The organism is Mycobacterium sp. BK086 (assembly GCA_004362315.1).
In the GTDB taxonomy this organism is placed as follows: Bacteria; Actinomycetota; Actinomycetes; order Mycobacteriales; family Mycobacteriaceae; genus Mycobacterium.
Genome location: SNWL01000004.1, coordinates 1050957 through 1075914 on the forward strand (window position 1 = coordinate 1050957; position 24958 = coordinate 1075914).

A 24958-nucleotide genomic window follows, 5' to 3' on the forward strand; every position below is an offset into this window, starting at 1 on the left:
GGCCGTTAGTCGAGCTATCTGCTTTGCGTCCGTTGCAAGAAACGCTTGGTGTCGGTGGTGAGCGGATCGACGATGTCGTCGAAGTCGTGATGCTTGTCGAGGTAACCGGCGACCATCTCGCAGACAGCCACGATCCGCAGCCCGGCAGCCCGGGTGGCCGTCAGGGCTTCCGACACCAGAATGGTGGCCAACCCACGCCCCCCGAACGCGTCGTCGACCTCGGTGTGCAGGAAAATCCGCTGGCCGTCGTGATCGACGAAATCAATCAGGCCCACCTGCTGGTCGTCGACGGAGATGGTGAACTGATCGGTGCTTGCTGCGACGGTGGTGGGTGCGCCGGTCTTGTCGGTGGTCATGGAACTCCTTCAGGTTCGGCGGCGTGGCCGCAATCGGGTGGCGGGCATTTCGGGGGCGGGCAGTCGGGCGATGGACCCGGTGTACCCGCTGACGCTCCCGAACCGATCGTCGCCGTCTTGCCAAAACTGGCGATAGGCGACGATCTCGTCGTGACTGCGGCCGACGAAGTTCCACCACATGAGCAATTCTTCGGTGAACGGAGCGCCGCCGAGCAGCAGCATCCGTGCCGCCATCCCGGTCGGGTTGCGTAGACACACCGCCGTCGACCCGGGGCCCAGATAGGCCAACTCCCCCGGCGTCAGCGTGCGGCCGGCCACGTCGACGTGGCCCAGGTCCAGCAGCACCCCGTGCTCGAAGCCGGGGTTGATGTCGAGGTCCAGCGTGCACCCGGCGGGCAGGTCGACCTGAGCCCCGAGCAGCGGGGAGAAGGTGTGCACCGGTGACCGGTCACCGGCCAGCTCGCCGAGAAATAGCCGCACGGACGCTTGGCCATGCGAAATCGGCTCCGGCACATAGTGATCGAAGTCGCGAGCCGCATTGCGGTCGGCGTCGGGCAAGGCGACCCACAGCTGCACACCGTGCAAGACCGTGGTTGACGCCGTCGACACCTCGGAGTGGCAGATCCCCGCTCCGGCGGTCATCAGGTTCAGCTCACCGGGGTTGACGACCTGGTGCACGCCGGCGCTGTCGCGATGCTCGATGTGCCCACGGAACAGCCAGCTGACGGTTTGCAGACCGGTGTGCGGGTGCGGAGGCACATCCATGCCCTCGGACTCGCGCACATCCTGCGGACCGTAGTGATCGGCGAAGCACCAGGCCCCGATCAGCGAACGTTGGTGCTGCGGCAGGGTACGCCGGACTGGAAGGGCCCGCGGGCCACCCAGCGGCACCTCCCGCGGCGAGAGTACTTCGACACCATCGAATCCCGTTGCACCACAGGCAACTTCACGTGGGGAGGTTTCGAGGTTACTCACCATCCCCGAGCATACTCGCTCCCGCGTGTGGCTCAGGCTGCGAGCTGCTGAGTCATCGCTGTGCGGATGAGCAGGAAGTCCGGCTCTTCGATCCTGAACACCCCGAACCGGAACTTGTAGCCCCACCGCTGCGGGTCGACGATGAACTCCAGCCGATCCAGCAGCGGCCGGATGGGTGTCGCCGTGCAGGGCAGGAACTCCATCCTGCGCCGCCACGGCGCGGAGTCCTGTTCCTGATACGGCTCGTCGTCGGCGACCCGCCCGATCGCGGTGAACGCCTGCAGCGACTCCCCTTGTTCCAGTGCGGTTTTCGGCGAATAGAAGATGATCCAGTCGCCACGGGCCATCTTGCGCAGCATGTGCGGCTTACCGTGATTGGCCTGAGTGAAACCGCCGGCGACGCCACGCTGCACGTGATCGGCGCTGACGGTATTGATCCAATATGTCGTCATGGACCCACGCTAGGCCGGGGGTACGACAGGCTCCCCCGACGCCTCGCGAGCGTCACACCAGAGTCACGTTCGACGCCCAGCGTCACACTGAGGTGACGTTCGGCGGGCGGGCTACTCCTCGGGCTGGTCCGCGCGCGCGTCCGAGGATGGGCCGCGGCCGTCGGTGGAGATGTCCGGGGCGAACATCTCCGGAGCGATCGGGATGGCGACCGTCTCCGCCTCGGGCTCGTCGGACTCGACCAGCTCTACCGGCGCCTCGGTTGGCCGGCGGTCGGCACGCCAGTCCCGCGCCAGTAACAGGATGCCGAGGACGGCCAGCACGATGACACCGACCGCCACGAAGGTGTTGTCGGTCAGGATCGCCACCAGGAGCGTGATCAGCCCGGCAATGGCGACCACGACGACGACCTTCACGGACACAGTTCTATCCCGGCAGCCGGTCCCCCGAGGGCAATTGCCGCAGTCAGCGAGTCGCGACGGCGGGCACCGGTGCGGCGGTCAGCATCGCGGCCAGCATCGTCACGATCTCCTCGAGGCTGTCCGAGCCCTCGCTCTCAGCCTCGACCCGCCGCTCATGGTCGGCCAGCAGCGCGAACATCGTGGTGGCCACGGCGCTGACCCGGCTCTCCCGAGCACTGCGCTCCTTGAGCGGAACCAGCCTGGCCAGGGCGTCGAGGATCCGCGGCCAGGCCGACTCCTCGGGGCTCTGCGGCTCCCGGTTCAGCCGGATTCGCACCACCTCGAGGAACCGGGCGTAGTGGGTGCCCTCGCTGTGGAAGAACGGTTCGACCAGGATCCGCAGCACCGCGTGCGCGTCGGCCATCTCGTCATCGGACATGCGGTCCAGCAGCGCCTGCCGCTCGACTTCCATCGGGACCAGGCGCCGGGCGACCACCGCATCGATGAGGTCCTGGCGGGTGCGGAAGTAATAGTTCACGGCGGAGTTGTTGCGCTGCCCCGCGGCCTTGGCGATCTCGCGCAGCGGCACCTCGAAGCCGTGTTCGGCGATCAGCCGTTCGGCGGCATCGAGCAGCTCTTCTCGAGAACGAGCGCCGCGGTCCACGTCGAGCAGTCTAAATGCATGCTAGGCAGATTTAAGCACTCGTGCTTAAATTAGAGCCGGGTGCCCCTCAGCCAGAGTGAAAAGGATGCGCCAGATGACCGATATCCGGGAGATCGACCCCGGCACGCCGATGACGCGGTTCGCTCGCGGCTGGCATTGCCTGGGTCTGGCCGACGATTTCCGCGACGGCAAGCCGCACGGTATCGAGGCGTTCGACACCAAGCTCGTCGTCTACGCCGATTCGAACGGCGACATCCAGGTGCTCGACGGCTACTGCCGGCACCTGGGCGCCGACCTGGCGATGGGCACCATCAAGGGCGACAACCTCGCCTGTGCGTTCCACGACTGGCGCTGGAACGGCGCGACCGGCCGTTGCGTCGAAATCCCCTATGCCCGACGGGTTCCCAAGCTGGCGCGCACCCGCAAGTGGCAGACCATCGAGGTCAACGGGCAGCTGCTGGTATGGCACGATCCGGAACGGGGCGAGCCGACACCGGAACTCACCCCGCCGACGATCGAAGGCTATGACGAGGGCCAGTGGTCCAAGTGGGCGTGGAACTCGATGATCATCGAAGGGGCGAACTGCCGCGAGATCGTCGACAACAACGTCGACATGGCGCACTTCTTCTACATCCACTACGCCTACCCCACCTACTTCAAGAACGTCTTCGAAGGCCACACCGCCAGCCAGTTCATGGAATCCAAAGGCCGCCAAGACTTCACCGAGAATCCCGAAAAACTCTGGGAGGGCACCAAGCTGCGCTCCGAGGCCACCTACTTCGGCCCGTCGTACATGATCAACTGGCTGCACAACGACCTCGGACCGGATTTCACGGTCGAGTCGGTGCTGATCAATTGCCACTACCCGATCAGCCAGAACTCGTTCATGCTGCAGTTCGGCGTCTCGGTGCAGAACATTCCGGGACTGTCGGAAGAGAAGGCGGCCAAGCTCGCCCGGTCCTATTCGAAGATCTACGAAGTCGGCTTCCTGCAGGACGTCGAGATCTGGAAGCACAAGACGCGGATCGAAAACCCGCTGCTGTGCGAGGAAGACGGTGCGCTCTATCAGTACCGCCGGTGGTACGAGCAGTTCTATGTCGACGTCGCCGATGTCACTCCGGATATGACCAACCGGTTCGAGCTCGAGGTCGACACCACACACGCCTACGACATCTGGCAGCGTGAGGTGGACGAGAACCTCCAAAAACGAGCTGCGGCAAGCACTTAGGCCGCAGTCGACCTGGGCCGGCCCAGCGGTAGGTGGACGACGGTTGCCACCTGGGCCGGCAGTTCCTCGCTGCGGGCCAGCAGCTCCGCGCTCTCGGGTAGCTCACGCGGGTTGAGCCGGCCGTCGGCTATCTGCTGGAGAACATCGTGGGCGTGCGCCAGTTGGTGGCGCTTGCGGTACTGCCCGCCGGGCAGTTTCACTCCCGCCCACACGCCGTACTCCTCGCCGCCCTCGACCGCGGCCCGAGCGCAGGCGCGCTGCTGGGCCAACGGGCACCGGCGCAGGCAGATCGTTCTCGCGCGGGTGGCGGACTGCTCGTAGACGCGGGCCTTGGCCGCGCCGTCACTGGCGTCGTCGTCTGCGTAGCCGAACCAGAGATCAGGCTCGAGCGAGCACGGGCGGTGGTTCATGGTGCCTCCTTGGCGGGATTCAATGACGAAAGCGTATATGCGACGAACCGACATGGCAAGAGAAACGTAGAAAAAAACGTATACAACAACGATGCTGTGTACGCTCCGTATATGGCTGGGGGCCGATGGTGAGCCGAGAGGCAGCAGGTGCGGCCATCCGGACATTGCGCGAGGCTCGAGACTGGTCGCTGGCAGATCTGGCCGCGGCCACCGGCGTCAGCATCATGGGTTTGAGCTTTTTGGAGCGCGGCGCCCGCAAACCCCACAAAGGCACAGTTCAGAAGGTTGAGAACGGACTCGGTCTGCCGCCGGGAACGTATTCGCGGCTCGTCGTCTCCGACGATCCGGACGCCGAGATCGCGCAAATCCTGGCCGCCTCGCCCGCCGATTCAGCCCGGCCGCGAGCCACTACGGGGATCGTCGTCAACCGCCACAGCGACGCCGACGTCCTCGAAGCGCACGCCGAGGCGCACCTGGATTCGCTCAACTCGTTGATAGCCCGTCTGCCAGCGGAGACGTCAAACGAATATGAAACGTATATTCAATCCGTGATCGAGCAATGCGTGAAGGCGGAACTGCTGGCCGCCAACTCGTGGCGCGTGGCGGTCAACGCCGGCGCCCAATCCGCCGAGCGCCTGATGACCCACCTGAAGTCCCTGGAAACGATCCGGACGGGTCTGCTGGCCCGCATGCCCGGCAGTATCAGCGCCCGCTTCGACCAGGCGTGTACCCGCTCGGACCTTCCAGAACCGGTGATCGCGACCCTGCTGGGTGTGGGCGTCGAGCAGGTGTGGGATATCCGCAATCGGGGGGCCATCCCACCGGGCGCGCTGCCGAGGGTGCGGGCCTTCGTCGAGGAGCACTCGTGACCGTCGCCGACCTCGACATCCTGAGCCGCGCCCATGCGCTGTTCGCCGTTGGGCGCGAAATACCGCTTATTGAGCCAACTTCCGAGCCACAGGTGTTGCGTGACGGACTGCCGGTGGCCTACCACCGGGCCGCCGAGCGGCGCGGCGCCGATCTGGGGGCCGCGCGCAGCGTCGATGCCGAACTGTCCGCCGTCTTGGTTCGCGCACAGCGCGATCACCGCGATGCGCACGAGCAGACCCGCGCGGTGCTGGAGGCCGCCCGCGCCGACGCCGCGTCGACTCCGGACAATCCGATCGCGCAGCGCGAGCTGATGCGCCGCCGGGCCGCCCGGTTGCGGGCGCAGCACGCACACGTCCTCGCCGCCCGCCGGCGAGCCCGGCGCCGGGCGGCACTGATGCGGGCGCTGCGGTATCGGCACCGCCGCCGCCGTCGGTCGCCTGCGCCGAATTCGCGTGCGGCGCTGGCCGTGCGGGCGGCGCTGTCCCGGCTGGGGCGCCCCTACGTGTGGGGCGCGACCGGACCGGATCGTTTCGACTGCTCAGGCCTGGTGCAGTGGGCCTACGCCCAGGCCGGCGTGCACCTGGATCGCACCACCTATGACCAGATCAACGACGGTGTTCCGGTGTCCCGCTCGCAGGTCCGGCCCGGCGATCTGGTGTTCCCGCACGCCGGGCACGTCCAGATGGCGATCGGTAACGGCATGGTCGTGGAGGCCCCGCACGCCGGGGCCAATGTGCAGATCAGCCGGATGGGGGAGAACGTCGCCATCCGGCGCCCCGGGTAGTGAGTTGTTCAGCGAATTCCCGCTGAGTACCGTCGACGCATGGCAGAGCACGTGGGCGCGGCGGGGGAGGCCCTTGGGGCAGCCCGCACCGTGCTGGCTGCCCGTGACCGCGATCTGGCCGATGCCGACGCCGAACTGGCCGAGGTCGTCTCGAGCGCGCACGCCGCCGCGGCGGAGGCGATCCGCAAGCTCGACGCCGTGCACGCGGAGATCGAATCGGCTGTCGCCCAGCGTGCCGTGACAGCCCCGTCGGAGGGCCGCGAGTTCGCCCGCTTCCTGCTGGCCAAGCAACACGAGATCAGCGACATTCTGACCGCGGCTCGCGCCGATGCCGACGCCAAAGTGGCTGTGCTTCAGCAACTTCAAGACCGCTACCAGGTTCCGTCCACAACGGCGTGAGCGGGTGAATTGTCACCCTCCAGCAGGCTGGTTACAGTCGCCGGCATGAGAGGGTACCGGTGGCAAGCTATCAAGACTTGCTCGACGTCATAGCGCGCGTCGGCGCCGCTACCGGCGACAACCGGGCCTGGATGGCGGGGCTGTCGGACGCGGATCTGGCCCTGGTCACCAGTCCGGTCAGCGTGATCTCGACGAGTGCAATCGACAACGTAGTGGCCAAGATTCGCGCTCAACACAGCCAGGCCTTCGAGCCCACCCCGCCTCCGCCGGTGGGGGAGGGTCGCGCAGCCGAGGCCATCCGGACCGCGGAAACCTCACTGGCCCTGCAGAATTCGGTGAGCGCACACCTCGACCTGCAGGTCATCACGGCGGTGCTCAACGCACACGCCACCCACACCGCCGGCGCCGAGGCACTCGACGGCCTGCAGGACGATATTGAGACAGCGGTGGCCACCCGCACCGATCTCGACACCCCGGCGGGTGCCCGTGCGTTCCAGCGCTATCTCATCGGCAAGCTGCGCGATATCAAGACGGTGGTGGAAACCGCGGGCCTCGACGACACCTCCAAGGCGTCGCTGGCCGCCGCTCTGGCGTCGCTCTACGGTGGTGCCGCCGCCGATGACTCCGGGGAGAAGACCCAGGCGCAGGCCGCCCCAGCGGCACCGCCTGCCGCCGACATCCCGGCCGACGTCGGGATCGACCCCTTCGGCGACGAGCTGCCGCCCGACGATCTCATCCCGCCCGACCCGAGTGCGGGCGGCCAGCCGATGCCCGCACCGATGATCCCGCCGATGGCGGCGATGCCCGCACCTGCAGGTGGGAGCGCCGGCCCGCTCACGGGGCCGGCGCCGATGCCGACCGCGCTCGACAACCTGCCACCGCCGCGACTACCCGCTGACGACGACCTGCTCGACGACCCGGCGCTCGATGAGCCGCTCGACGAGGTCCAGGACGAGACGGCGCCCGAAAACGACGACGCGGGGGAGGAAGAGCCCCCCGCGCCGACCCCGGACGATGCGACCGTCGTGCAACTTCCGAACGGCGAAACCGTGACCGCGCCCAGTCCTCAGCTGGCCGCCGCGATCACCGCGGCCGTCGCGGGCACGCCTATCCCTGAAGCCTTCCGGCAGCAGGGCATCACGCTTCCGGCGCCCGGCACCGCCGTGCCCCATCCGATCGAATCCGCACGGCTCATCCCCGGCGATATCGGGATGCTGACCGATCGGCACGCACTGGCCCTGGGCAACGGGAAGGCCGTGTTCAACAATCAGATCCAGCCCATTGCCAGCGTCACCGGGCCGAGCTTTCTAGGGTGGGAGCATCCGCCGGAACCGGGCAGCACGACCACATTGCCGAATGCAGACCAACCGACACCGACCCGGCCCGCGATAACGGCCGACCCGCCGATAGGAGAGTGACATGGCCGAGCGCATCCACGTGGTACCCGACGAACTGCGCCGGGCGGCCCGCGACCACCAGGACACCGCCGAGCAACTCGGCACGGTGCCGTCGGCGCACGCGGACATCCTGGCCAGCCTCGACTCGCTCGGCCCGATCTTCGGTGAGCTGCGTGACGCCGGCCGCGAGCTGCTGGACCAGCGACGAGCCTGCTACGAACAGCAGGCGGCCGCGCACGCCGAGCTCGCCACGAACCTGCGGCACGCCGCCGACGTATGGGAGCACCAGGACGCTGCGGCTGCCGCCGAGCTCGGCCGCATCACCGAGGACGGTGCATGACCACACCGAATCCAGAGTTCGACGCGGTCCATCCCAGCGGGCACATCCTGTTCCGGTCGTGCCGGGGCGGATACCTGCACAGCGTGACGCTCGCCGAACCGGCCATGGACGCCGATGCGCAGACGCTGGCGCAAGCGATCCTGCTGACCGCTGAGGTGTCCTATCTGAAGGCGGTGATGCAGGTGCACGCCGAAATCGTGGCCGCCGGTCATACCCCGTCCGACGACATCGCGGGCAGCCGCGAGCTCACGCTCGCCACCGAGGCGCTGGCGCAGCATCGGCTGCGGCCCGAGAGCGCCTAACTAGCTGTCTCGCGGAGATTGCGCGTCGGGGGCGATGACCTCCGGTGGCGCAACAGGATTGGTGCCGAACAGTTCCCGCGCCCGCACCAGCAGGGCGCGCACCTCGTCGAGCTGCTGCTGAAGCAGCGAGTCACCCATGGCCGGTACGTTATCCGCCGTCACCGGTGGGCACAATTCACCCGGCCCGGGGGATTTCGGCGTTGATGCGGTCGAGCAGCGCGGTGTACCGGCCGGCTTCGCGGTGCTGTCCGGGCTTGCCGCTGCTGATCAATCCGACCGACAGCGCGCGCTCCGGGTCCGCCCAGACCGCCACGTTCGTCAGCCCGGTGTGGCCGAATGCGCCCGGCGCGTCGCGGCCGAACGGCCCAAACCTGGTGGAGCCCAGCATGTAACCCGTGCCCCAGCGGATCGGTGCCAGGCCGGTCGCGATGTCGGGACGCAGCCGCCGGGCCGGTGCCACCGCGGCCCGCAAGGTCTCCTCCCGCACGACCCGCACTCCGTCGAGTTCCCCACCGCGGCGGAGGATTTCGGCGAACCGGGACAGCTCGTCGGCGGTCGAGATGGTGCTGGACGAGGGGATGACGCCGGTGAGGAACAGTGGGGTGTTGGAGAACGGGATGATCTGTTGTGGGGTGCCGCCGACGGCGGTCTTGAAGGCCTTCGCCAGCGGACCCGGCAGCGGCTTGCCGGTCACGTGGCTCGGCGCGACCAGCGGGACATCGTCCTCGGCCACACCGTAATTCGTCCACCGGAATCCCAGCGGGTCCAGGATCTCGTCAGCCAGGATGTCGCGGATGTTGCGCCCGGTGGCCGCCGAGACGATCTCGCGCACCAGCGGTCCCCAGGTCAGGCCGTGGTAGATGTGCATCAACCCGGGTCGGTGGATGGGCTTGAGCTCACCCAGCTTTTCGCGGGCGTAATCACTTTCGTTCATCCGCTTGAGATTCGGGCGCGGGCCCGTCGCAAACGGCACCCCGGCGCTGTGGGTGATCACGTGGCGGATGGTGGTGCGGCCCTTACCGTGGCTGGTGTAGTTCGGCAGGTAGTCGCACACCCGGTCGTCGAGGGAGAAGTGGCCCTGCTCGACGAGCATGTGTACCACCGTCGTGCTGATCGCCTTGGCCGCCGAGTAGACGCAGAACGGGGTCGCGATACTGACCGGCACTTTCTCGGTGTCGGGCGGATCGTCGGGCCCGTTGCCCCAGCCGTGCCCGATCGCGCGGTTGAGCACCACTTTTCCGTTGTGCCGCAGGCACAGCTGGATGGCCGGGTGCATGCCCGCGCCGTACCAGTGCCGCACCGACTGCCAGATCTTCTCGGCGGTGGCCGGTGAGAAATCGCTGTGGTCCTCGGTTCCGACATCGGTGACGGCGTCGAGGTCGGTCGGAACGGGGATGCGTCCTTCGCGGGCGGGGGCGTAGTTCACCCGAGCTGCCTGCGCAGTGTCGCGGCCAGATGGTGGGTGAGGGGTACGCCGACCGCGGCCATCGAGATCCGGTAGGTCAGCTGATCTCCGGCGAGGCGAATCGAACGACTCAGGGCTGTAACGCTTTTCGCTGATCCGGTCAGCCCGATCGACGTCGAAGCCACGTCGATGGCCAGGCTGTCGCGCTCGACGGCCACCGTGCCCTCGTCGATCTCGGTGACGCCGGTGGGATGGACCACCACCAGTTCGATCCGGCCGGGCGAAGGCACCCGGAAGTAGCCGGTTTCGGCGTGCAGGGGACGGCCGTCGTCGCTGGCCTGGGTCCGTTGGGAGTAGGTCAGGAACGGCTTGCCGACGTGGCCGATCGTGATCTCCTCGCGGTAGCCGAACGAGTCGATCGTGGGGTACTCGCCGGCGCCGGCCCCCACCCAGGTGCCCAGGAGTGGAGCCAGGACGGCGACGTCGGGATGAAGCTCGGGCACTAGCCCAGCGTACGACCCGCGGGGATCAGAGCGGCCCGACGAGCTCGACCCAGTTGCCGTCCGGGTCGGCGACGAACATCCACCCCATGCCGGGCACCGGGGCGAACTCGGCCAGTTCCTGCGCGATTTCGTAGCCGGCGGCCTTGACCTTCTCGGCGGCCGTTGTCGTGCTGGCCACCACCACGGTGTAGTAACGGATGCCTGCCGCGGCAGGGCCGCCGCCGGGTGTCGCGGGCGCGGCCGGCGGCTGGTCGAGGGTGATCAGCTTGAGCACGTTGTCACCGATCGCGTAGCGCTTCATCGTGCCGCCGGGAAAATCGAGATCGCCGGTATAGGGCAGGCCGAGGAAGTTCTCGTAGAACTCGACCATGGCCTCGAGGTTGGTGGTGACCAACCCGACTTCGATGTTCTTGGCGAGTAGATCGATGGCCATGGGGCTCCTCCACGCTGAGTTCGGCTGACGACCGAAGACTAGTCGGTCAGATCGGTCCGGCGAGTTCCACCCAGTTGCCGTCTGGGTCGGCGACGAAGAAGTAGCCGATCCCCGGCATCGCGGCGAATTCGACGAGCGGTTCGGTGATCTCATAGCCGGCGGCTTGCACCTGTGCGGCGGCGGCGGTGACGTTCGCGACCACCAGGGACAGATACCGCACCCCCGTCTGCGCCCGCCCGCCGCCAGGGGTCAGCTGCGCGGGTGGGGGCTGGTCGTAAGTGACCAGCTTGAGGGTGTTGTCTCCGATCAGGTAGCGCTTCATCGTGCCGCCGGGGAAGTCGAGGTCGAGCTGGAACGGGAGTCCGAGGAACGTCTCGTAGAACTCGACCATCGGTTCCAGGTTGGTGGTGACCAGACCGATTTCGACACTTGGGGCGAGCAGCTCGATGGCCATGGTGGCCAAGACTATCGGCGCTCGTCGGACCGGTTAGGGCTTTGTCCCGATGGTGATCAGGTCCCAGACGCCCTTGGTCCACAGCGGCCGGTCGACCCGGCGCTGGTCGGTCAGCGTGAACCCGGCGTCGGCGAACAGGGTGCGCATCTCCTGCGGCGACGGGTTGTGCGCGGCGCTGGATGGCGAGCTGGTCAGCCGTCCGAGCAGCGGAAGCTGCGGCGGGCTGATGGTCGCGACCGCCGCCAGGCCGCCCGGGCGCAGCACCCGGTGGAATTCGCGCATCGCCGCCGGCTGGTCGAAGAAATGGAAGGCCGACGTCGAGACGACGGCATCCAGCGCGTCGTCGTCGAAAGGCAGCTGTTCGGCCGGGCCCTTGCGCCACTGCACCTGCGCTGAGCGCGCCTTGGCCTGCCGCAGCATGCCGTCGGACATGTCGACGCCATAGATTTCGTCGGGTTCCAACTCTTCGGCGATACGTGCAGCGAGAATGCCTGTGCCACAGGCGATATCAGCGATCTTGCGGGCACCGTGCGCGCGCAGCTCGTCGATCACCTCGTCCTGGGCGGGGCGGTAGACCCACTGCTGAAGCCCGGGGTGGTCGTAGAGCGGCGCGGCGATCGTCCAGAACCGCGTCACGAGATCGTTCAGATTGCGACCGTGTGTCGCCATGGGCTGCCCGCTTCCGATTGAACCGACCGATACCGGCCAGTCTAGGAAGCGGCGTTGTGGCTACTTCGGGGCCGGGGCGAGCTGCAGGTGGGTGTGCGGTCCGCGGGCGAGTGCGGCCGTCGCCGAGACGATGTTGCTCTCGGTCTTGAACTGCTCGTCGGGATCGCACACCCGAAGCACTCGGGTAACTTCCGGACCGGGAACCAGCACCCAGTCGATTCCGAGTCGTGAGCAGCGCGCAGCGATGGTGTGCAGGGCCGAGTAGCCGTCGGTTCCGAAGAAGCTGAGTCGCGACAGGTCCAGGACCAGCTGGTCGTAGCTCGGCAGGAGCTTCTCGACGTAGCTGAGCAGCTCGCCGGAGTTGGCTGCGTCGACCTCGCCGACTGCGGCGATGAGCACGGTCGTTGCACTGAGCTCTCGGGCTCGGAAGAGCCCCTGATCTGCGCGGTCACGGCCCAGGCGGGTAATCGCCAAGGGCGCCGCGGCGGTGGCAACAGACATCACGCCTCCAAATTTGTGTGTTCCGCAATGCTGCCGGGGTGCAAAGCTGAAGCTCGAGTCGAGACTTCGCTGCGAGAGTTCGTTGGCCCTCGCGCATTGGCATCTCCGGGCGGCTGTGAACTCAACCTGGTGGAAATGTACTACGGATTTCGTTGCCGAGCCATTAGATGTTTCTAAGACCTATATTCGCACTTCAAACCCGATTCATTTGTCCCGGAAATGGGACACGGGCGTGCAGATTTGGCAAATATTTACGGCATGAACAATTGATTCCGTAGGCGAGGCCCTCGCACAGCGTGATGACAGTTTTTGAATTGTGTCTACCCATCGCCTGTGACCAGGATTACTCTGGCCATCGGCGAACCGTCGAGGAGGCACAGATGTATGACCTGACGATCACTGGTGGCACCGTCGTGGACGGCACCGGCGACAAGCCCTTCCGGGCCGATCTCGGTATCAAGGACGGCAAGGTTGTCGAAGTCCGTCGCCGCGACGGCGACGACAGCGGGCTTTCGGGTGAGTCGGCCGAGAGCATCGATGCGACGGGCAAGTTCGTCACTCCCGGTTTCGTGGACATCCACACCCACTACGACGGCCAGATCAGCTGGGACGGCCTGCTCGAACCGAGCAGCCTGCATGGGGTGACCACCGTGGTCAGCGGCAACTGCGGCGTCGGTTTCGCCCCGGTACAGCCCGGCCGCGAGCAGTGGCTCATCGAGCTGATGGAGGGTGTCGAGGACATCCCCGGCACGGCCTTGACCGAAGGCATCAAGTGGGGTTGGGAGAGCTTCCCACAGTATCTGGACGAGGTCGAAAAGCAATCGCTCGCAGTCGATTTCGGAACCCAGATCGCCCACGGTGCCGTTCGCGGATATGCGATGGGGGAGCGCGGCGCCCGCAACGAGGCCGCTACCGAGGACGACATCAAGGCCATGGCGCGCATCGTCCAGGAGGCCATCGAAGCCGGGGCGCTGGGCTTCTCGACGTCACGGACCGAGGCCCACCGGGCGATCGACGGCGAACCGGTCCCGGGCACCTACGCCGCCGAGGATGAACTGTTCGCGCTCGGCCGGGCGATGGCCCGCGGCGGGCAAGCCGTTTTCGAGGTGGCCCCGGCCGGGACCGCGGGCGAGAGCCTCGACGGCCCGATGCGCGAGCTGGACTGGATGGTCCGGCTGGCGGCCGAGATCGACCGGCCGCTGTCGTTCGCGATGGTGCAGACGCAGTCCGCTCCGGACCTGTGGAAAAAGCAGCTCGATGTCGCCGGCCATGCCCTCGACGACGGAATCCGTGTGCACCCCCAATTCGCGGCCCGCCCATTCGGCATGTTGTTCGGGTTTTCTGGCTACCACGCCTTCACCCACCGGCCGACTTTCCGGAAGTTGAAGGCGCAACTGAATCCGCAGGAGCTGCTTGCCCGGCTGGCCGATCCAGGTGTGCGGGCCGCGATCCTGGCCGACACCGATCTCCCGCCGCAACCGCTTCCGTTGTTCGACGCGCTCTACGCGATGATCCAGCACAGCGCTGACAGCATCTACGCCATCGGCGACCCGCCGGATTACGAACCGACCCCGGACAGGACCGTCGGCGCCATCGCCCGGGCCCGTGGCGAGGATCCGCTGTCGACGATGTACGACCTGATGCTGGAGTCGAGCGGCACGGCGATGCTGATGATGCCGTTCTTCAACTACGTCGAGGGCAACCACGACGCGATCTACGAGATGATGACGCACCGCGCCGCGGTGTCCGGGCTGTCCGACGGCGGCGCGCACTGCGGGCTGATCTGCGACGCGTCGTATCCGACGTTCATGCTGACGCACTGGGCCCGTGACCGCCACCGCGGTCCGAAGTTCCCGATCGAATACGTGGTGCGTAAGCAGACCCTCGACACCGCCAGCCTGTTCGGGCTCACCGACCGGGGAGTGTTGACGGTTGGCAAGAAGGCCGACGTCAATGTCATCGACATGGACGCGCTGACGCTGGGCGTGCCGCTGATGGCGTACGACCTGCCGGCCGGCGGCAACCGGTTGATGCAGGGCGCGAGCGGGTACGACGCGACCGTCGTCAGCGGCGTCGTCACCCGCCGCCACGGCGCGGACACCGGGGCACGGCCGGGCAAAGTACTGCGCGGCGTGCGCTGAACGCCGTGCCGCTTGCGCGGCACAGTATCTTCGGTGGCAGGACTATGAGCATTCCCTATACACCGCAAACTCCGGCCGGCACGCCGACCTGCTACCGCCATCCCGACCGCCCGACGTACGTCTCGTGCGCTCGATGCCAGCGACCCGTCTGCCCCGAGTGCATGCGCAGCGCGGCGGTCGGCCATCAGTGCGTCGACTGCGTGGCCCAGGGCGCGCAGAGCGTGAAGCCGATCCGCACCGGCGCCGGCGGCATCAGCCGGTCCGGGCAGCCGGTGGTCACCTACGGGCTGATCGCGATCAACGTGGTGATGTACGTGCTGCAGATGATGTCGAAGGATTTCGAGCGCGGGCTCGTGCTGTGGGCTCCCGGCGTCGCCGGCGGCGAGTACTACCGCCTGGTGACGTCGGCCTTCATGCACTACGGCGTGCTGCATCTGCTGTTCAACATGTGGGCGCTGTACGTGATCGGACCTCCGCTGGAGGCCTGGCTGGGTCGGCTGCGATTCGGCGCGCTCTACGGGCTCAGCGCGCTGGGCGGGTCGGTGCTGGTGTACCTGCTGGCCCCGATCGGTGCGGCCACCGCCGGTGCCTCGGGCGCGATCTTCGGCTTGTTCGGGGCGACGTTTGTGTTGGCCAAGCACCTCAGACTCGACATGAAGTGGTTGATCGCGATCATCGTCATCAACCTGGTCCTGACGTTCAGCATGCCGACGATCAGTTGGCAGGGCCACATCGGCGGCCTGGTCACCGGGGCGGCGATCGCCGCGCTGTTCGTCTACACGCCGCGCGAACGTCACCGCAATTGGGTGCAGGGTGGGGTCTGTGCTGCCGTGCTCGTGGTGTTCGCCGGGCTGATCTATTGGCGCACAGCCGAGTTGGTGTCCCAGTACGGGGCGCTCATCACCGGTTAGAGCCGGGTCAGCCAGAACGGGTAGGTGAACGTCCCGCCGGGCGCTCCGTCACAACCTGCGTCGAATGACGATTGCATCGTGCCCGACAGCGTCTTGGCATCCCAGGTGAACACGTCGCGGGTGGGGATGACCGGGCCGTAGTAGATATCGCCGCAGCGCAGTCCATCGGGATTGTCGACCGTCATCGTGTACTGCCCGTTGTTCAGCGTCGCGATGCCGTACCAGGGATAGGCCTTGGCGATCGGCATCGGATTGGCCGAAACACGCACGCACGTCGGGTTGAAAACGATCTCGCCTGGGCACGGGTTGGCGGCCCAGGCCCAGGTGTGGAAGTCGCGCCGGTCCGGGATGATGAAGTTGTAGTTGCCCGGCCAGAGCTCAGCCGAAGCGGGCGGAGCCAGTGTCAATGCTGACGCCACTGCCGTGAGCGCAACGCCTATCGCCAACGTCCGCACGGGGGCTCCCTTCGTCTGTGGTCTGAGTAAAAATCTAAGCGGTGTGGTCACCCGAATCGAGCGGAATCTGCAATGTCGCTGCGCTGACGAGCAGCACGTCGAGTGTCCGCGGGCCGTGCACACCTTCGACCCGGTTCAGCTCGATGTCGCTCGTGGCGCTGGGTCCGGAGATGAAGGTCAGCGGGCGACGTGGGTCCAGGGCGGCGAAGGCCTGCGGGACGGTGTCGACGATCTGGTCGGTGAAGACCACGCAGATGTGGTGGTCGGGGATCAGTGTGAGTGCCCGCCGGCCCTGCGCGGGCCCAGCATCGAGCACGATCGTTCCGGTGACCGCGATGCCCAGTGCACAGCCGGTGACGACGGCGTCGGCCTGGTCGAGTTCGGTTACCGGCAACGGGTTTTCGGGGTCGTCGGCGACGGTACGGATTCCCATCACCCACTCGGGTGGCAGGTCGGTCGGGACCGCCACTCGTCCGTCCGGGCCGACGAGCGAGGCGATGGTGGGGGCGATCGCGCCGACGTCGTCGAGGCGCAACACCTGGGCCCGGTATTCGGCCACCGTCTCGGCGAACCGCTGGGGATCACCGGGCCCGCGTGCCGGTTGCCGTTCGTAGTCGCGGGGGATCTGGACAGGTTCAGGCGGCGCCGCCGCAAGGGCGCCGCGGATCCGGTCCAGAACGATCCGCCGGGTCTCAGTCATCGGGACGCCCGCCGCGGGTGCGCGCCCACCACTGCCGAAAAGTCTCCGCGGGCGGGGCGGGGATGTCGCGACTGGTGGTCCACCGGGAGGCAGGCCAGGGCAGCGCCGTGATCCGCCGGTCGGCGCCGGCCACCAGCCGTCCGGCCGACAGCAGTTTCTCCGCGGCGGCGAATCGTCCAGGCGATGCCATCGCCCATGCGGCCGCCCGCATCGCCAGATCCTGTCCGGGCGCCCGATGAGCGTCGACCTCGGCCGCGCGCAGATGCACCAGGATCGACGGGATGTCGATGCGCACCGGGCACGCGTCGAAGCATGCGCCGCACAGCGACGAGGCATACGGCAGTGAGGCGTTGGGGTCGTCGTGCCCGTGCGTCCCGGTCAGCTGAGGGCTCAGGATCGCGCCGATCGGGCCCGGGTAGGTCGAGCCGTAGGCGTGGCCGCCGGTGCGTTCGTACACCGGGCAGACATTGAGGCACGCGCTACAGCGGATGCAGTGCAGCGCAGCCCGGCCCACCGCGTCGCCGAGCACCGCGGTGCGCCCGTTGTCCAGCAGCACCAGATGAAACGCCTGCGGGCCATCACCGGGGTGCACACCGGTCCACATCGAGGTGTACGGATTCATCCGCTCGGCCGTCGACGAGCGCGGCAGCAGCTGCATGAACACCTCGAGATCGGTGAACCGCGGCACCACCTTCTCGATACCCATCACGGTGATCAGCGTCTGCGGCAGGGTCACGCACATCCGGCCGTTGCCCTCGGACTCGACGACGGCCAGGGTGCCGGTCTCGGCGATACCGAAATTGGCGCCACTGACAGCGACCTTGGCGGAGAGGAACTTTCGGCGCAGGTGTGCCCGCGCCGCCATCGCCAGCACCCGCGGCTCATCGGTCAGCTCGCCGGCGTCGGGCATCTCGCGTAGGAAGATCTCGCGGATCTCGGCGCGGTTGCGGTGGATGGCGGGCACGAGGATGTGGCTGGGTTTGTCGTGGCCAAGCTGGACGATCAACTCGGCCAGGTCGGTTTCGATCGCCGCGATGCCCTCGGCCTCGAGGTGCTCGTTGAGCCCGATCTCCTGGGTGGCCATCGACTTGACCTTCACGACTTCGTCGGCGCCGGTGTCCCGGATCAAGCGGGCCACGATCCGGTTGGCCTCGGTGGCATCCCGCGCCCAGTGCACCACCCCGCCGTGGGCCATCACATTGGCTTCCAGCTCTTCGAGCAACTCGGGCAGCCGGGCCATCACATCCTGTTTGAGCGCGCTGCCCGCGGCACGCAGCTCTTCCCAGTCCGCGCATTCCGCCACCGCCGCAAGACGTTTGGTGCGGATGGTTGCCGTCGCATGCCCGACGTTGCGGCGCATCTGGGTGTTCGCCAGTTCGCGCTTGGCGGCCTGCGGAAACGGTTGGGTGCCACGGAGATTGCCGATGCCGGGCACGCCGAGGAATACCATCAGCCAGCCTCGGTCGAGGCGAGGATCTCGGCCAGATGCACGGTGCGCACCGGTGAACGCATCCGGCTGAGGCCGCCGCCGATGTGCATGAGGCACGAACTGTCGCCGGCGGTGCACACTTCGGCCGCCGACGCGATGACCGCCGACATCTTGTCGGCCAGCATCGCCGTCGAGGTGTCGGCGTTCTTGATCGCGAAGGTGCCGCCGAAGCCGCAGCAGGTTTCGGCCCCGGGCAACTCCACCAATGTCAGGCCCCGCACGTGGCGCAACAAGTGCAGGGGCTTGTCGCCGACGCGCAGCAGACGCAGCGAATGGCAGGTGGGGTGATAGGTGACGCGGTGCGGATAGTAGGCACCTACGTCGCTCACCCCGAGCACGTCCACCAGCAGTTCGGACAGCTCGTAAGTGCGCGCCGCCAGTGCCTCGGCGCGGGTGGCGAGCGCGCTGTCGCCGGCACGGCGGGCCACCATCGCATGTTGGTGCCGCACTGAGCCCACGCACGAGCCCGACGGCGCCACCACCGCATCGCAACCGCTGCCTTCGAAGACGTCGACGTGGTGGCGTACGAGATCGGTGGCCTGCCCGAGATAGCCGGTGTTGACGTGCATCTGGCCGCAACAGGTCTGCCCGTCCGGAAAGACCACCTGATGGCCCAACCGCTCCAGCAGTTCGACGGTCGCGATAGCGGCCGCGGGAAACATCGCGTCGGCCAGACAGGTCGCGAACAGGGCAATACGCATCCGGTCTACCGTACGTCCGAACATCGTGCGGGCAGCTACCATTCACTGCACGTCGCCAGGGAACGACGCCGGGCGGACCGACAAGGGGGTGACCGGTGAGCACGGCGACCAAGGCCCGGACCGGGATCATCGTGGGCGCGCTCGGAGTGGTGTTCGGCGATATCGGTACCAGCCCGATCTACACCGTGCAGACACTGTTCAACCCCGGCGATCCGCACCCCGTGCCGATCAGTCGCGCCAACGTCTACGGGGTGGTGTCGCTGATCTTCTGGTCGGTGATGATCATCGTCACCCTCACCTACGTCACGCTGGTCATGCGTGCCGACAACGAAGGTGAGGGCGGCGTCATGGCGCTCATCACCCTCGTGCGCAGGCTCGGCCGCCGGTCCAGCCCGGAGGTCATCAGCGCGCTGTCGGCACTCGGAATCCTGGGTGCCGCACTGTTTTTCGGGGACAGCATGATCACACCGGCGATCTCGGTGCTCTCCGCGGTGGAAGGCCTGAAAGTCGTCGATCCGAAGCTCTCGGAATTGGTGGTGCCGATCACCGCGGTCATCATCGTCGGGTTGTTCGCCGTCCAGCGCAGGGGCACCGCCGCGGTCGGGAAATTCTTCGGCCCGGTGATGATCGTCTGGTTCGTGGTGATCGGCGCCTGCGGGATACGGGGCATCATCGGCCACCCGCGGATCCTGCTGGCGCTGTCCCCGAGCTATGCGCTGGAGTTCATCTTCAGCCACTTTCACATCGCGTTCTTCGCGCTTGCCGCCGTCGTCCTGTCGGTCACCGGTGCCGAGGCGCTCTACGCGGATATGGGTCACTTCGGCCGCAAGGCGATCACCGTCGGCTGGCTCGGACTGGTGCTGCCCGCGCTGGTGCTCAACTACCTCGGCCAGGGCGCCCTGCTGCTCGGTGACCAGAGCGTGGTCAACGCGCCGTTCTTCCTGCTGGTGCCCGATGGTTGGGAGCTGCCGATGGCGATCCTGGCCATGGCGGCGACGGTCATCGCCTCCCAGGCGGTGATCACCGGGGCGTACTCGGTCGCCTCCCAGGCCGCCCAGCTCGGGTACCTGCCCCGCCTGCGGATTGCGCACACCTCGGCGTCGTCGATCGGGCAGATCTACGTGCCGTGGATCAACGGCATGTTGATGGTGGCCGTGCTGATCCTGGTGTTCGCCTTCCGCAGCTCGGCGGCGCTGGGTTATGCCTACGGCATGGCGGTCACCGGGACCATCACCATCACCACCCTGTTGTTCCTCTACATCGCGCACACCCGATGGCGGTGGCCGCTGTGGATGGTGATCGTCGGCGGCGGAGCGCTGCTGACCGTGGACCTGATGTTCCTGGCCGCGAACCTGACCAAGCTCGTTCACGGCGCGTGGTTGCCGCTGTTGATCGGACTGGTGGCCTTCACGGTGCTGATCACCTGGCAGCGGGGCAGCATCATCGTGTCGGTGGCGAGGGAGCGGGCCGAGGGACCGTTGCAACCGTTCATCACCGAGATCGCCGAGCACAAGCCGCCGTATGCCCGAGTGCCTGGCACCGCGGTGTTCCTCAACCGGGAGAGCGAGACCGCGCCGCTGTCGATGCGCGCCAATGTCGACTACAACCACGTCGTCCACGAGCGGGTGATCATCCTGTCGATCGTGGTGCCGCCACTGCCCCGGGTGCCCGACGAGGAGCGCATCACCGTCGACGATCTCGGCGACCCCGACGACGGCATCTATTACGTGGCCGCCCAATTCGGGTACATGGAACGCCCGGACGTGCCGGCTGCGCTGCGGATGGTGGACCCGGAGCTGATCGGCGGTCCGATCGACTGTGCTGCCTTGTCGTACTTCCTGTCCAAGATCGAGCTGATCCCCGGCGATCAGCCGACGATGGCACCGTGGCGCAAGCGCATCTTCATCGCGACGTCGTTCATGGCCGCTGACTCGGTGGGATATTTCGGGCTGCCGGGTGATCAGACGGTACTCATCGGATCGCGGATCCAGGTTTAAAGTGAGGCGATGACCGACTCCACGACCTGTGCGATAGTCGGCGGCGGCCCCGCCGGCATGGTGCTCGGATTGCTGTTGGCCAGGGCAGGCATCGAGGTCACCGTGTTGGAGAAGCACGCCGACTTCCTGCGCGACTTCCGCGGTGACACAGTGCATCCCACGACACTGCGGTTGCTCGACGAACTCGGCCTGGGACAGCGGTTCGCCGCGCTGCCGCAAAGCAAGGTCGACCACGCCGAGATGACTGTCGAGGGCAAGGCACTGACCATGGTGGACTTCCGCCGGCTGCGTCAACCGCATCCATATGTGGCGATGGTGCCGCAATGGGATCTGCTGAATCTGCTCGCCGAGGCCGGCCAGGCCGAGCCGACGTACACGCTGCGGATGTGCCACGAGGTCACCGGCCTGCTGCGCAGCGGCGCTCGGACGACCGGGGTCACCTACACCTCGCCAGACGGGGACGGCGAGCTGCGCGCCGACCTGACGGTGGCCTGCGACGGGCGCACCTCGATCGTGCGGCAGAGCGCAGGACTGACGGCGCGGGAGTTCCCGGTGCCGTTCGACGTGTGGTGGTTCCGGCTCCCACGAGACGCCGGCGGGCAGTACACCCTGATCCCGCGGATCGGCGCGGGGCGGTTGCTGATCATGATTCCTCGGGAGGGCTATTTCCAGATCGCCTACCTGATTCCGAAGGGGGTCGACCAGCAGCTGCGAGACCGCGGGCTCGATGCGCTGAAAGCCGAACTCGCCGAGCTGATTCCGGAGGCTGACACCGGCAGTCTCACCTCGTTCGACGATGTGAAGTTCCTCGATGTGAAGCTGAACCGGCTCAAGCGCTGGCACTCCGACGGGCTGCTGTGCATCGGCGACGCCGCGCACGCCATGTCGCCGGTCGGCGGGGTGGGTATCAACGTCGCCGTGCAGGACGCGGTCGGCGCAGCGACGTTGTTGGCCGGGCCGTTGCGGCGCGGGGCCGTCACCGATCGGGAACTCGCTGCGGTGCGCAAGCGCAGACTGCCGCCGGCAGCGATCACCCAAGCGGTTCAGCGAGTACTGCACCGCCAACTGGTGGAACCGATCCTGCGCGGCGAGGTCGCCGATCCGCCCGCGATTGCGACGGCATTAATCAAGCGACTGCCGGCACTGTCGGTGGTCCCGGCCTACCTCGTCGGCGTCGGCGTCCGCCCTGAGCATGCGCCGGATTTCGCGCGCCGCTAGCACAGATTTCGTCGAGGAGGGGCGCCACCCTTTTCGGTGGGCTTCGACTACGGTCAGCGCGCTATGGGGCACAACGTATTCCGGCGGTCCATCAACGGCGTGGTGGCACTGGCCGCTGTCGGAGCGCTCGCGTGGGGTCCGGTACGGGCATTGATCGACGACCAGATCGCGCCAGCCACACCGCGGATCGTTTCGGCCGATGTCGTACCGACGGCCAACTATGCCCAGCTGCTCGCCGGCGCCGCGGTGGAGACCGTCGAAGCTAGCGTTCATGCGCTGACTGTCGAGGTGCCCGAGCTGTGGCGCACGGTGCAGGACGACTGGATCGACGAGCGGCTGACCGGACGCAATTACGGGCGCGTCGCCGAGTTGTTTCTGCTCCCTGCAGTGCCGTTCGTGTCGGGTCCGTTCACCCAGGCGCTGGCCGGTGCGCTGACCGAGCAATTCCCTGACTACGCCGACGAAATCGGGCAGCTGTTCGAGGCTGTCCAGTACGCGGCCATCAGAGTGGTGGGACCGCTGCTGAGTGCGTTCGCCGGAGCCGGTGAGGCCCACGCCGGGATCTTTCGCCCGATGACCACGTGGGATATCCCCGGCTTCGTCGTCGCGGTGGTGAAGGCGCCCATCTATGTCATCGACGGGCTGCTGAACGGCGGTTACGGTGACCTCGGCCCGCTACTGGGGGAGGGCTTCGACGGCGCGGGCACCGTGATCGCGCCGCCGGGCCTCTTCACGCCGTGGGGTGCAAAGGTCACGCCACGCAATATCGACGGACCCCTGCCTGCCGCGGAGCCCGCGGCCAAGGCGGTAGACCGGACGCCGGCCAGGGCCGGTTTCGGCGCACGAAATAAGCAGGACGCCAAGCGGTCTGCCGCACCCGCGTCCAAGACGGCGAAGGCCGGCGCTGCCAGCGAACGCAAGGCGGGCAACGGCCGCAGCGCCCGCCGCTAGGTGATTCCGCCGAGTGTGCGCTCACGGCGGCGAGTGTGCGCTCAGGGCGGAAAAATCGGCATAACCTCGCCCTGGACGCACACTCGAATCCCTCAGTGCACAGTCGACGGGAAACTAGAGCCGCTCCTCCAGCAGGTCGACCGCACCGAGATCTTCGATCGCGGTCGTCGTGAGAATCATTGCCGCACGCGCGATCTCGATCGGCTGCCACTGCGAACCCATCGCGGCAGTGGATACCGCGGCGATCCAGGAGTACACCGAGAACAGCCGGTACTGATCGGCGGCCGTGCGCTCGTCGAGGCCGACTCCGCGTTCGGCGAGCCCTGATCGATAGCGTGCCACGAGCGCGTCCTGCTCGGCCCGGCGAGCTGAAGTCGACAGCGAATTGCACAGGAAGTACGCGACATCCCGCATGCCGGGACCGCGGCCGACCACCGCCCAGTCGTAGAAGCCGGTGCGTTCGCCGTCGACGAACAGATTGCCGCTGTGGGTGTCGCCGTGGATCAGCGTCAGCTCGCCCCCGCCGAACAGTCCGACGATGTCACCGGAGCGCTCGATGTAGAGCTGCGCCAGCCGCCGGAAGGCCGGTCCCATCTCCTCGCCGAACTGGTCGAGTGCCAACCGGATGAAATGTGTGCGCCGGGCCGCGGTCTTGGGATCGTCGGGCTTGCGCCGCATCCCTTCAGGTGTTGCCAGCCAAGGGATTTCGCGTCCCCGGTAGGTGGCGTGCAGTACGGCCAGCTCGGTCATGGCCGACCGCGCGACATCGAGCATGCCGTCGTCGCCGAGAGTAGGGAACCGGCAGCCGGCAGCTTCAAGGTCCTCGAGCACCATCACGAACGAACCGCCGGTTTCGTACGCGGAATGCCACACTCGCGGAATCCGCACCGGCAGTTCGCTTCCGAGGTTCGCGTACAGACGTGCTTCCGCGACACCCAGGCCGACCTGGCGCAGGAAGGTCTGCTGCTCGGGGGTGAAGGGCTGCAATTTGACGAACAGTGTCGGTGGCAGGGCGTCGCTGTGGATCCGAACCCGGGCGCGGCCTGTGGTGCCGGAATGGGCATCGAGCACCTCGACCGCGGTCACCGTTTCGCCGAGGGCCTGACTGAACCAGGACGGGGTCAGGTCGTCGACGGCGGCGGGGATGTTCAGGGCACCGGTGCTCATCGGGAGAAAGTTAGCGCATCGGACACAGATCGGACAATGCCCGACTATTGTCCGATCTGTGGCACGAGGGCGCGGAGCAGGTACTGCTCGACGAATCGCCGTTTGGCGTCCGCGGGCCGGTGCCGCCAAGCCGGTGCGACCAGGAACAACGCCGTCGTATGCAGCCAGCGAGCGGTCTCGCGGGTATCGAGATCGGTGTGCAGCTGCCCGTCGCCCTGCCACCGCTCGAACAGCGGACCGTAGTGCCGCAGGATCACATCCACGATCTGCTCCGAGCCGATCTCGAGAGCTGTCGTCAGGGCCGTGCTCTCGCCGGACATCAACGCCTCGTTCAGCGGATCACCGACCACCGACTGGACCGGAGCGAGCACCAACTCTTGAATCGACGCGGTGGCGTCTTCGGGGCGCTGCAGCGCACCGACGTGGTCGGATAGCGCAGTGTCGATCCGCTGCAGGAGCAGCGCCAGCAGAAGGTCGTCGCGCGACGCGAAGTAGCGGTAAACCGTGGAGCGGACCACCCCGGCCTCTTCAGCGACCTCGGCCATCCGGATCTGGGTGTTGCCACGACGCACGATGCAGCGACTCGCCGACTCGAGGAGGCGATGCCGCGCCTCGGCGTCGTCGAGCAGCGCCCGGTCGTCGCCCCACCGACGAGTCATTGTCCCCATCCGGCAGATGGTACGGCCC

Annotated in this window: 31 protein-coding genes; 12 read left to right on the forward strand and 19 right to left on the reverse strand. The window is 67.2% G+C overall.

Annotation, left to right across the window (positions count from 1 at the left end):
* Positions 1-14 precede the first annotated feature (14 nt).
* The 5 genes from EV580_RS15815 to EV580_RS15835 all read right to left on the reverse strand — a co-directional run bounded on the left by EV580_RS15815 (position 15) and on the right by EV580_RS15835 (position 2846).
* A complete protein-coding gene (locus EV580_RS15815; RefSeq protein WP_133692089.1) occupies positions 15-356 on the reverse strand; it encodes a GNAT family N-acetyltransferase in 342 nt (113 codons plus the stop codon).
* A 9-nt stretch (positions 357-365) separates the two neighbouring features.
* Complete coding sequence (locus EV580_RS15820) at positions 366-1331, reverse strand: pirin family protein (RefSeq protein WP_133692090.1); 966 nt, start codon at positions 1329-1331, stop codon at positions 366-368.
* A gap of 32 nt (positions 1332-1363) precedes the next feature.
* A complete protein-coding gene (locus tag EV580_RS15825) occupies positions 1364-1783 on the reverse strand; it encodes an EVE domain-containing protein (RefSeq protein WP_133692091.1) in 420 nt (139 codons plus the stop codon).
* 111 nt (positions 1784-1894) lie between these two features.
* Complete coding sequence (locus EV580_RS15830) at positions 1895-2197, reverse strand: hypothetical protein (RefSeq protein ID WP_133692092.1); 303 nt, start codon at positions 2195-2197, stop codon at positions 1895-1897.
* Between the two features lie 49 nt (positions 2198-2246).
* Positions 2247-2846, reverse strand: coding sequence for a TetR/AcrR family transcriptional regulator (locus EV580_RS15835; RefSeq protein ID WP_133692093.1), 600 nt, complete (start codon positions 2844-2846; stop codon positions 2247-2249).
* A gap of 94 nt (positions 2847-2940) precedes the next feature.
* On the opposite strand from EV580_RS15835, the gene EV580_RS15840 reads away from it, so the two are divergent.
* The gene (locus tag EV580_RS15840) at positions 2941-4074 is read left to right on the forward strand and encodes a 3-ketosteroid-9-alpha-monooxygenase, oxygenase component (protein ID WP_133692094.1); all 1134 of its coding nucleotides are present in this window, start codon (positions 2941-2943) and stop codon (positions 4072-4074) included.
* Here EV580_RS15840 and EV580_RS15845 read toward each other — a convergent pair.
* Positions 4071-4484, reverse strand: a complete 414-nt coding sequence (locus tag EV580_RS15845) for a WhiB family transcriptional regulator (RefSeq protein ID WP_133692095.1) — start codon at positions 4482-4484, stop codon at positions 4071-4073. The two genes, EV580_RS15840 and EV580_RS15845, sit on opposite strands and share 4 nt — an antisense overlap.
* 128 nt (positions 4485-4612) lie before the next feature.
* Here EV580_RS15845 and EV580_RS15850 point away from each other — a divergent pair, with 128 nt between their 5' ends.
* The 6 genes from EV580_RS15850 to EV580_RS15875 are packed head-to-tail and all read left to right on the forward strand — an operon-like array spanning position 4613 to position 8576.
* The gene (locus EV580_RS15850) at positions 4613-5353 is read left to right on the forward strand and encodes a helix-turn-helix domain-containing protein (protein ID WP_133692096.1); all 741 of its coding nucleotides are present in this window, start codon (positions 4613-4615) and stop codon (positions 5351-5353) included.
* On the forward strand, positions 5350-6138 hold the full coding sequence (locus EV580_RS15855) for a C40 family peptidase (protein ID WP_133692097.1): 789 nt from the start codon (positions 5350-5352) through the stop codon (positions 6136-6138). Before EV580_RS15850 ends, EV580_RS15855 begins: the two co-directional genes overlap by 4 nt.
* Positions 6139-6177: 39 nt before the next feature.
* Positions 6178-6537: a DUF4226 domain-containing protein gene (locus EV580_RS15860; protein WP_133692098.1), complete on the forward strand. Its 360-nt coding sequence runs from the start codon at positions 6178-6180 to the stop codon at positions 6535-6537.
* A gap of 59 nt (positions 6538-6596) precedes the next feature.
* A complete protein-coding gene (locus EV580_RS15865; RefSeq protein ID WP_133692099.1) occupies positions 6597-7955 on the forward strand; it encodes a DUF4226 domain-containing protein in 1359 nt (452 codons plus the stop codon).
* Between the two features lies 1 nt (position 7956).
* Positions 7957-8274: an ESX-1 secretion-associated protein gene (locus EV580_RS15870; RefSeq protein ID WP_133692100.1), complete on the forward strand. Its 318-nt coding sequence runs from the start codon at positions 7957-7959 to the stop codon at positions 8272-8274.
* On the forward strand, positions 8271-8576 hold the full coding sequence (locus EV580_RS15875; RefSeq protein WP_133692101.1) for a DUF2694 family protein: 306 nt from the start codon (positions 8271-8273) through the stop codon (positions 8574-8576). The genes EV580_RS15870 and EV580_RS15875 overlap by 4 nt, the downstream gene beginning before the upstream one ends.
* Here EV580_RS15875 and EV580_RS33760 read toward each other — a convergent pair whose 3' ends face one another.
* Genes EV580_RS33760 through EV580_RS15905 form a run of 7 tightly spaced genes read right to left on the reverse strand, consistent with a single transcriptional unit; the run spans position 8577 to position 12541 of the window.
* On the reverse strand, positions 8577-8714 hold the full coding sequence (locus EV580_RS33760; protein WP_166654717.1) for a hypothetical protein: 138 nt from the start codon (positions 8712-8714) through the stop codon (positions 8577-8579). It abuts the gene before it with no gap.
* A 37-nt stretch (positions 8715-8751) separates the two neighbouring features.
* Complete coding sequence (gene lipE, locus EV580_RS15880) at positions 8752-10002, reverse strand: lipase LipE (protein WP_133692102.1); 1251 nt, start codon at positions 10000-10002, stop codon at positions 8752-8754.
* Positions 9999-10484, reverse strand: a complete 486-nt coding sequence (locus EV580_RS15885; protein ID WP_133692103.1) for a peroxynitrite isomerase — start codon at positions 10482-10484, stop codon at positions 9999-10001. Before EV580_RS15885 ends, lipE begins: the two co-directional genes overlap by 4 nt.
* Positions 10485-10509: 25 nt before the next feature.
* On the reverse strand, positions 10510-10917 hold the full coding sequence (locus tag EV580_RS15890) for a VOC family protein (RefSeq protein ID WP_133692104.1): 408 nt from the start codon (positions 10915-10917) through the stop codon (positions 10510-10512).
* A gap of 46 nt (positions 10918-10963) precedes the next feature.
* The gene (locus tag EV580_RS15895; protein WP_133692105.1) at positions 10964-11371 is read right to left on the reverse strand and encodes a VOC family protein; all 408 of its coding nucleotides are present in this window, start codon (positions 11369-11371) and stop codon (positions 10964-10966) included.
* 33 nt (positions 11372-11404) lie between these two features.
* Complete coding sequence (locus tag EV580_RS15900; RefSeq protein WP_133692106.1) at positions 11405-12040, reverse strand: class I SAM-dependent methyltransferase; 636 nt, start codon at positions 12038-12040, stop codon at positions 11405-11407.
* Between the two features lie 60 nt (positions 12041-12100).
* Entirely contained in the window at positions 12101-12541 is a 441-nt protein-coding gene (locus EV580_RS15905; protein WP_133692107.1) for an STAS domain-containing protein, read from the reverse strand.
* A gap of 380 nt (positions 12542-12921) precedes the next feature.
* Here EV580_RS15905 and EV580_RS15910 point away from each other — a divergent pair, with 380 nt between their 5' ends.
* Both EV580_RS15910 and EV580_RS15915 read left to right on the forward strand, forming a co-directional pair.
* Positions 12922-14682, forward strand: coding sequence for an N-acyl-D-amino-acid deacylase family protein (locus EV580_RS15910; RefSeq protein WP_133692108.1), 1761 nt, complete (start codon positions 12922-12924; stop codon positions 14680-14682).
* A 44-nt stretch (positions 14683-14726) separates the two neighbouring features.
* Positions 14727-15593: a rhomboid family intramembrane serine protease gene (locus EV580_RS15915; protein ID WP_133692109.1), complete on the forward strand. Its 867-nt coding sequence runs from the start codon at positions 14727-14729 to the stop codon at positions 15591-15593.
* Here EV580_RS15915 and EV580_RS15920 read toward each other — a convergent pair.
* The 4 genes from EV580_RS15920 to EV580_RS15935 are packed head-to-tail and all read right to left on the reverse strand — an operon-like array spanning position 15590 to position 18938.
* Positions 15590-16048 carry a hypothetical protein gene (locus EV580_RS15920; protein ID WP_133692110.1) on the reverse strand — a complete coding sequence of 153 codons (459 nt, stop codon included), beginning with the start codon at positions 16046-16048 and terminating at the stop codon, positions 15590-15592. The two genes, EV580_RS15915 and EV580_RS15920, sit on opposite strands and share 4 nt — an antisense overlap.
* A 34-nt stretch (positions 16049-16082) precedes the next feature.
* Positions 16083-16748 carry a LutC/YkgG family protein gene (locus EV580_RS15925; protein ID WP_133692111.1) on the reverse strand — a complete coding sequence of 222 codons (666 nt, stop codon included), beginning with the start codon at positions 16746-16748 and terminating at the stop codon, positions 16083-16085.
* Positions 16741-18201, reverse strand: coding sequence for a lactate utilization protein B (locus EV580_RS15930; protein ID WP_208114629.1), 1461 nt, complete (start codon positions 18199-18201; stop codon positions 16741-16743). The genes EV580_RS15925 and EV580_RS15930 overlap by 8 nt, the downstream gene beginning before the upstream one ends.
* Entirely contained in the window at positions 18198-18938 is a 741-nt protein-coding gene (locus EV580_RS15935; RefSeq protein WP_133692113.1) for a (Fe-S)-binding protein, read from the reverse strand. Before EV580_RS15935 ends, EV580_RS15930 begins: the two co-directional genes overlap by 4 nt.
* Positions 18939-19033: 95 nt before the next feature.
* Between EV580_RS15935 and EV580_RS15940 the strand changes: the two genes are divergently transcribed.
* From EV580_RS15940 to EV580_RS15950, 3 genes are all read left to right on the forward strand, one after another.
* Positions 19034-20935 carry a potassium transporter Kup gene (locus EV580_RS15940; RefSeq protein ID WP_133692114.1) on the forward strand — a complete coding sequence of 634 codons (1902 nt, stop codon included), beginning with the start codon at positions 19034-19036 and terminating at the stop codon, positions 20933-20935.
* 9 nt (positions 20936-20944) lie between these two features.
* Entirely contained in the window at positions 20945-22153 is a 1209-nt protein-coding gene (locus tag EV580_RS15945) for an FAD-dependent oxidoreductase (RefSeq protein ID WP_133692115.1), read from the forward strand.
* A 63-nt stretch (positions 22154-22216) separates the two neighbouring features.
* Positions 22217-23104 (forward strand): hypothetical protein, encoded by an 888-nt coding sequence (locus tag EV580_RS15950; RefSeq protein WP_133692116.1) that lies wholly within the window; start codon positions 22217-22219, stop codon positions 23102-23104.
* 114 nt (positions 23105-23218) lie between these two features.
* On the opposite strand, the gene EV580_RS15955 is transcribed toward EV580_RS15950, so the two are convergent.
* Both EV580_RS15955 and EV580_RS15960 read right to left on the reverse strand, forming a co-directional pair.
* A complete protein-coding gene (locus EV580_RS15955) occupies positions 23219-24271 on the reverse strand; it encodes a phosphotransferase family protein (RefSeq protein ID WP_133692117.1) in 1053 nt (350 codons plus the stop codon).
* A gap of 44 nt (positions 24272-24315) precedes the next feature.
* On the reverse strand, positions 24316-24939 hold the full coding sequence (locus tag EV580_RS15960; RefSeq protein ID WP_255496737.1) for a TetR/AcrR family transcriptional regulator: 624 nt from the start codon (positions 24937-24939) through the stop codon (positions 24316-24318).
* Positions 24940-24958 lie beyond the last annotated feature (19 nt).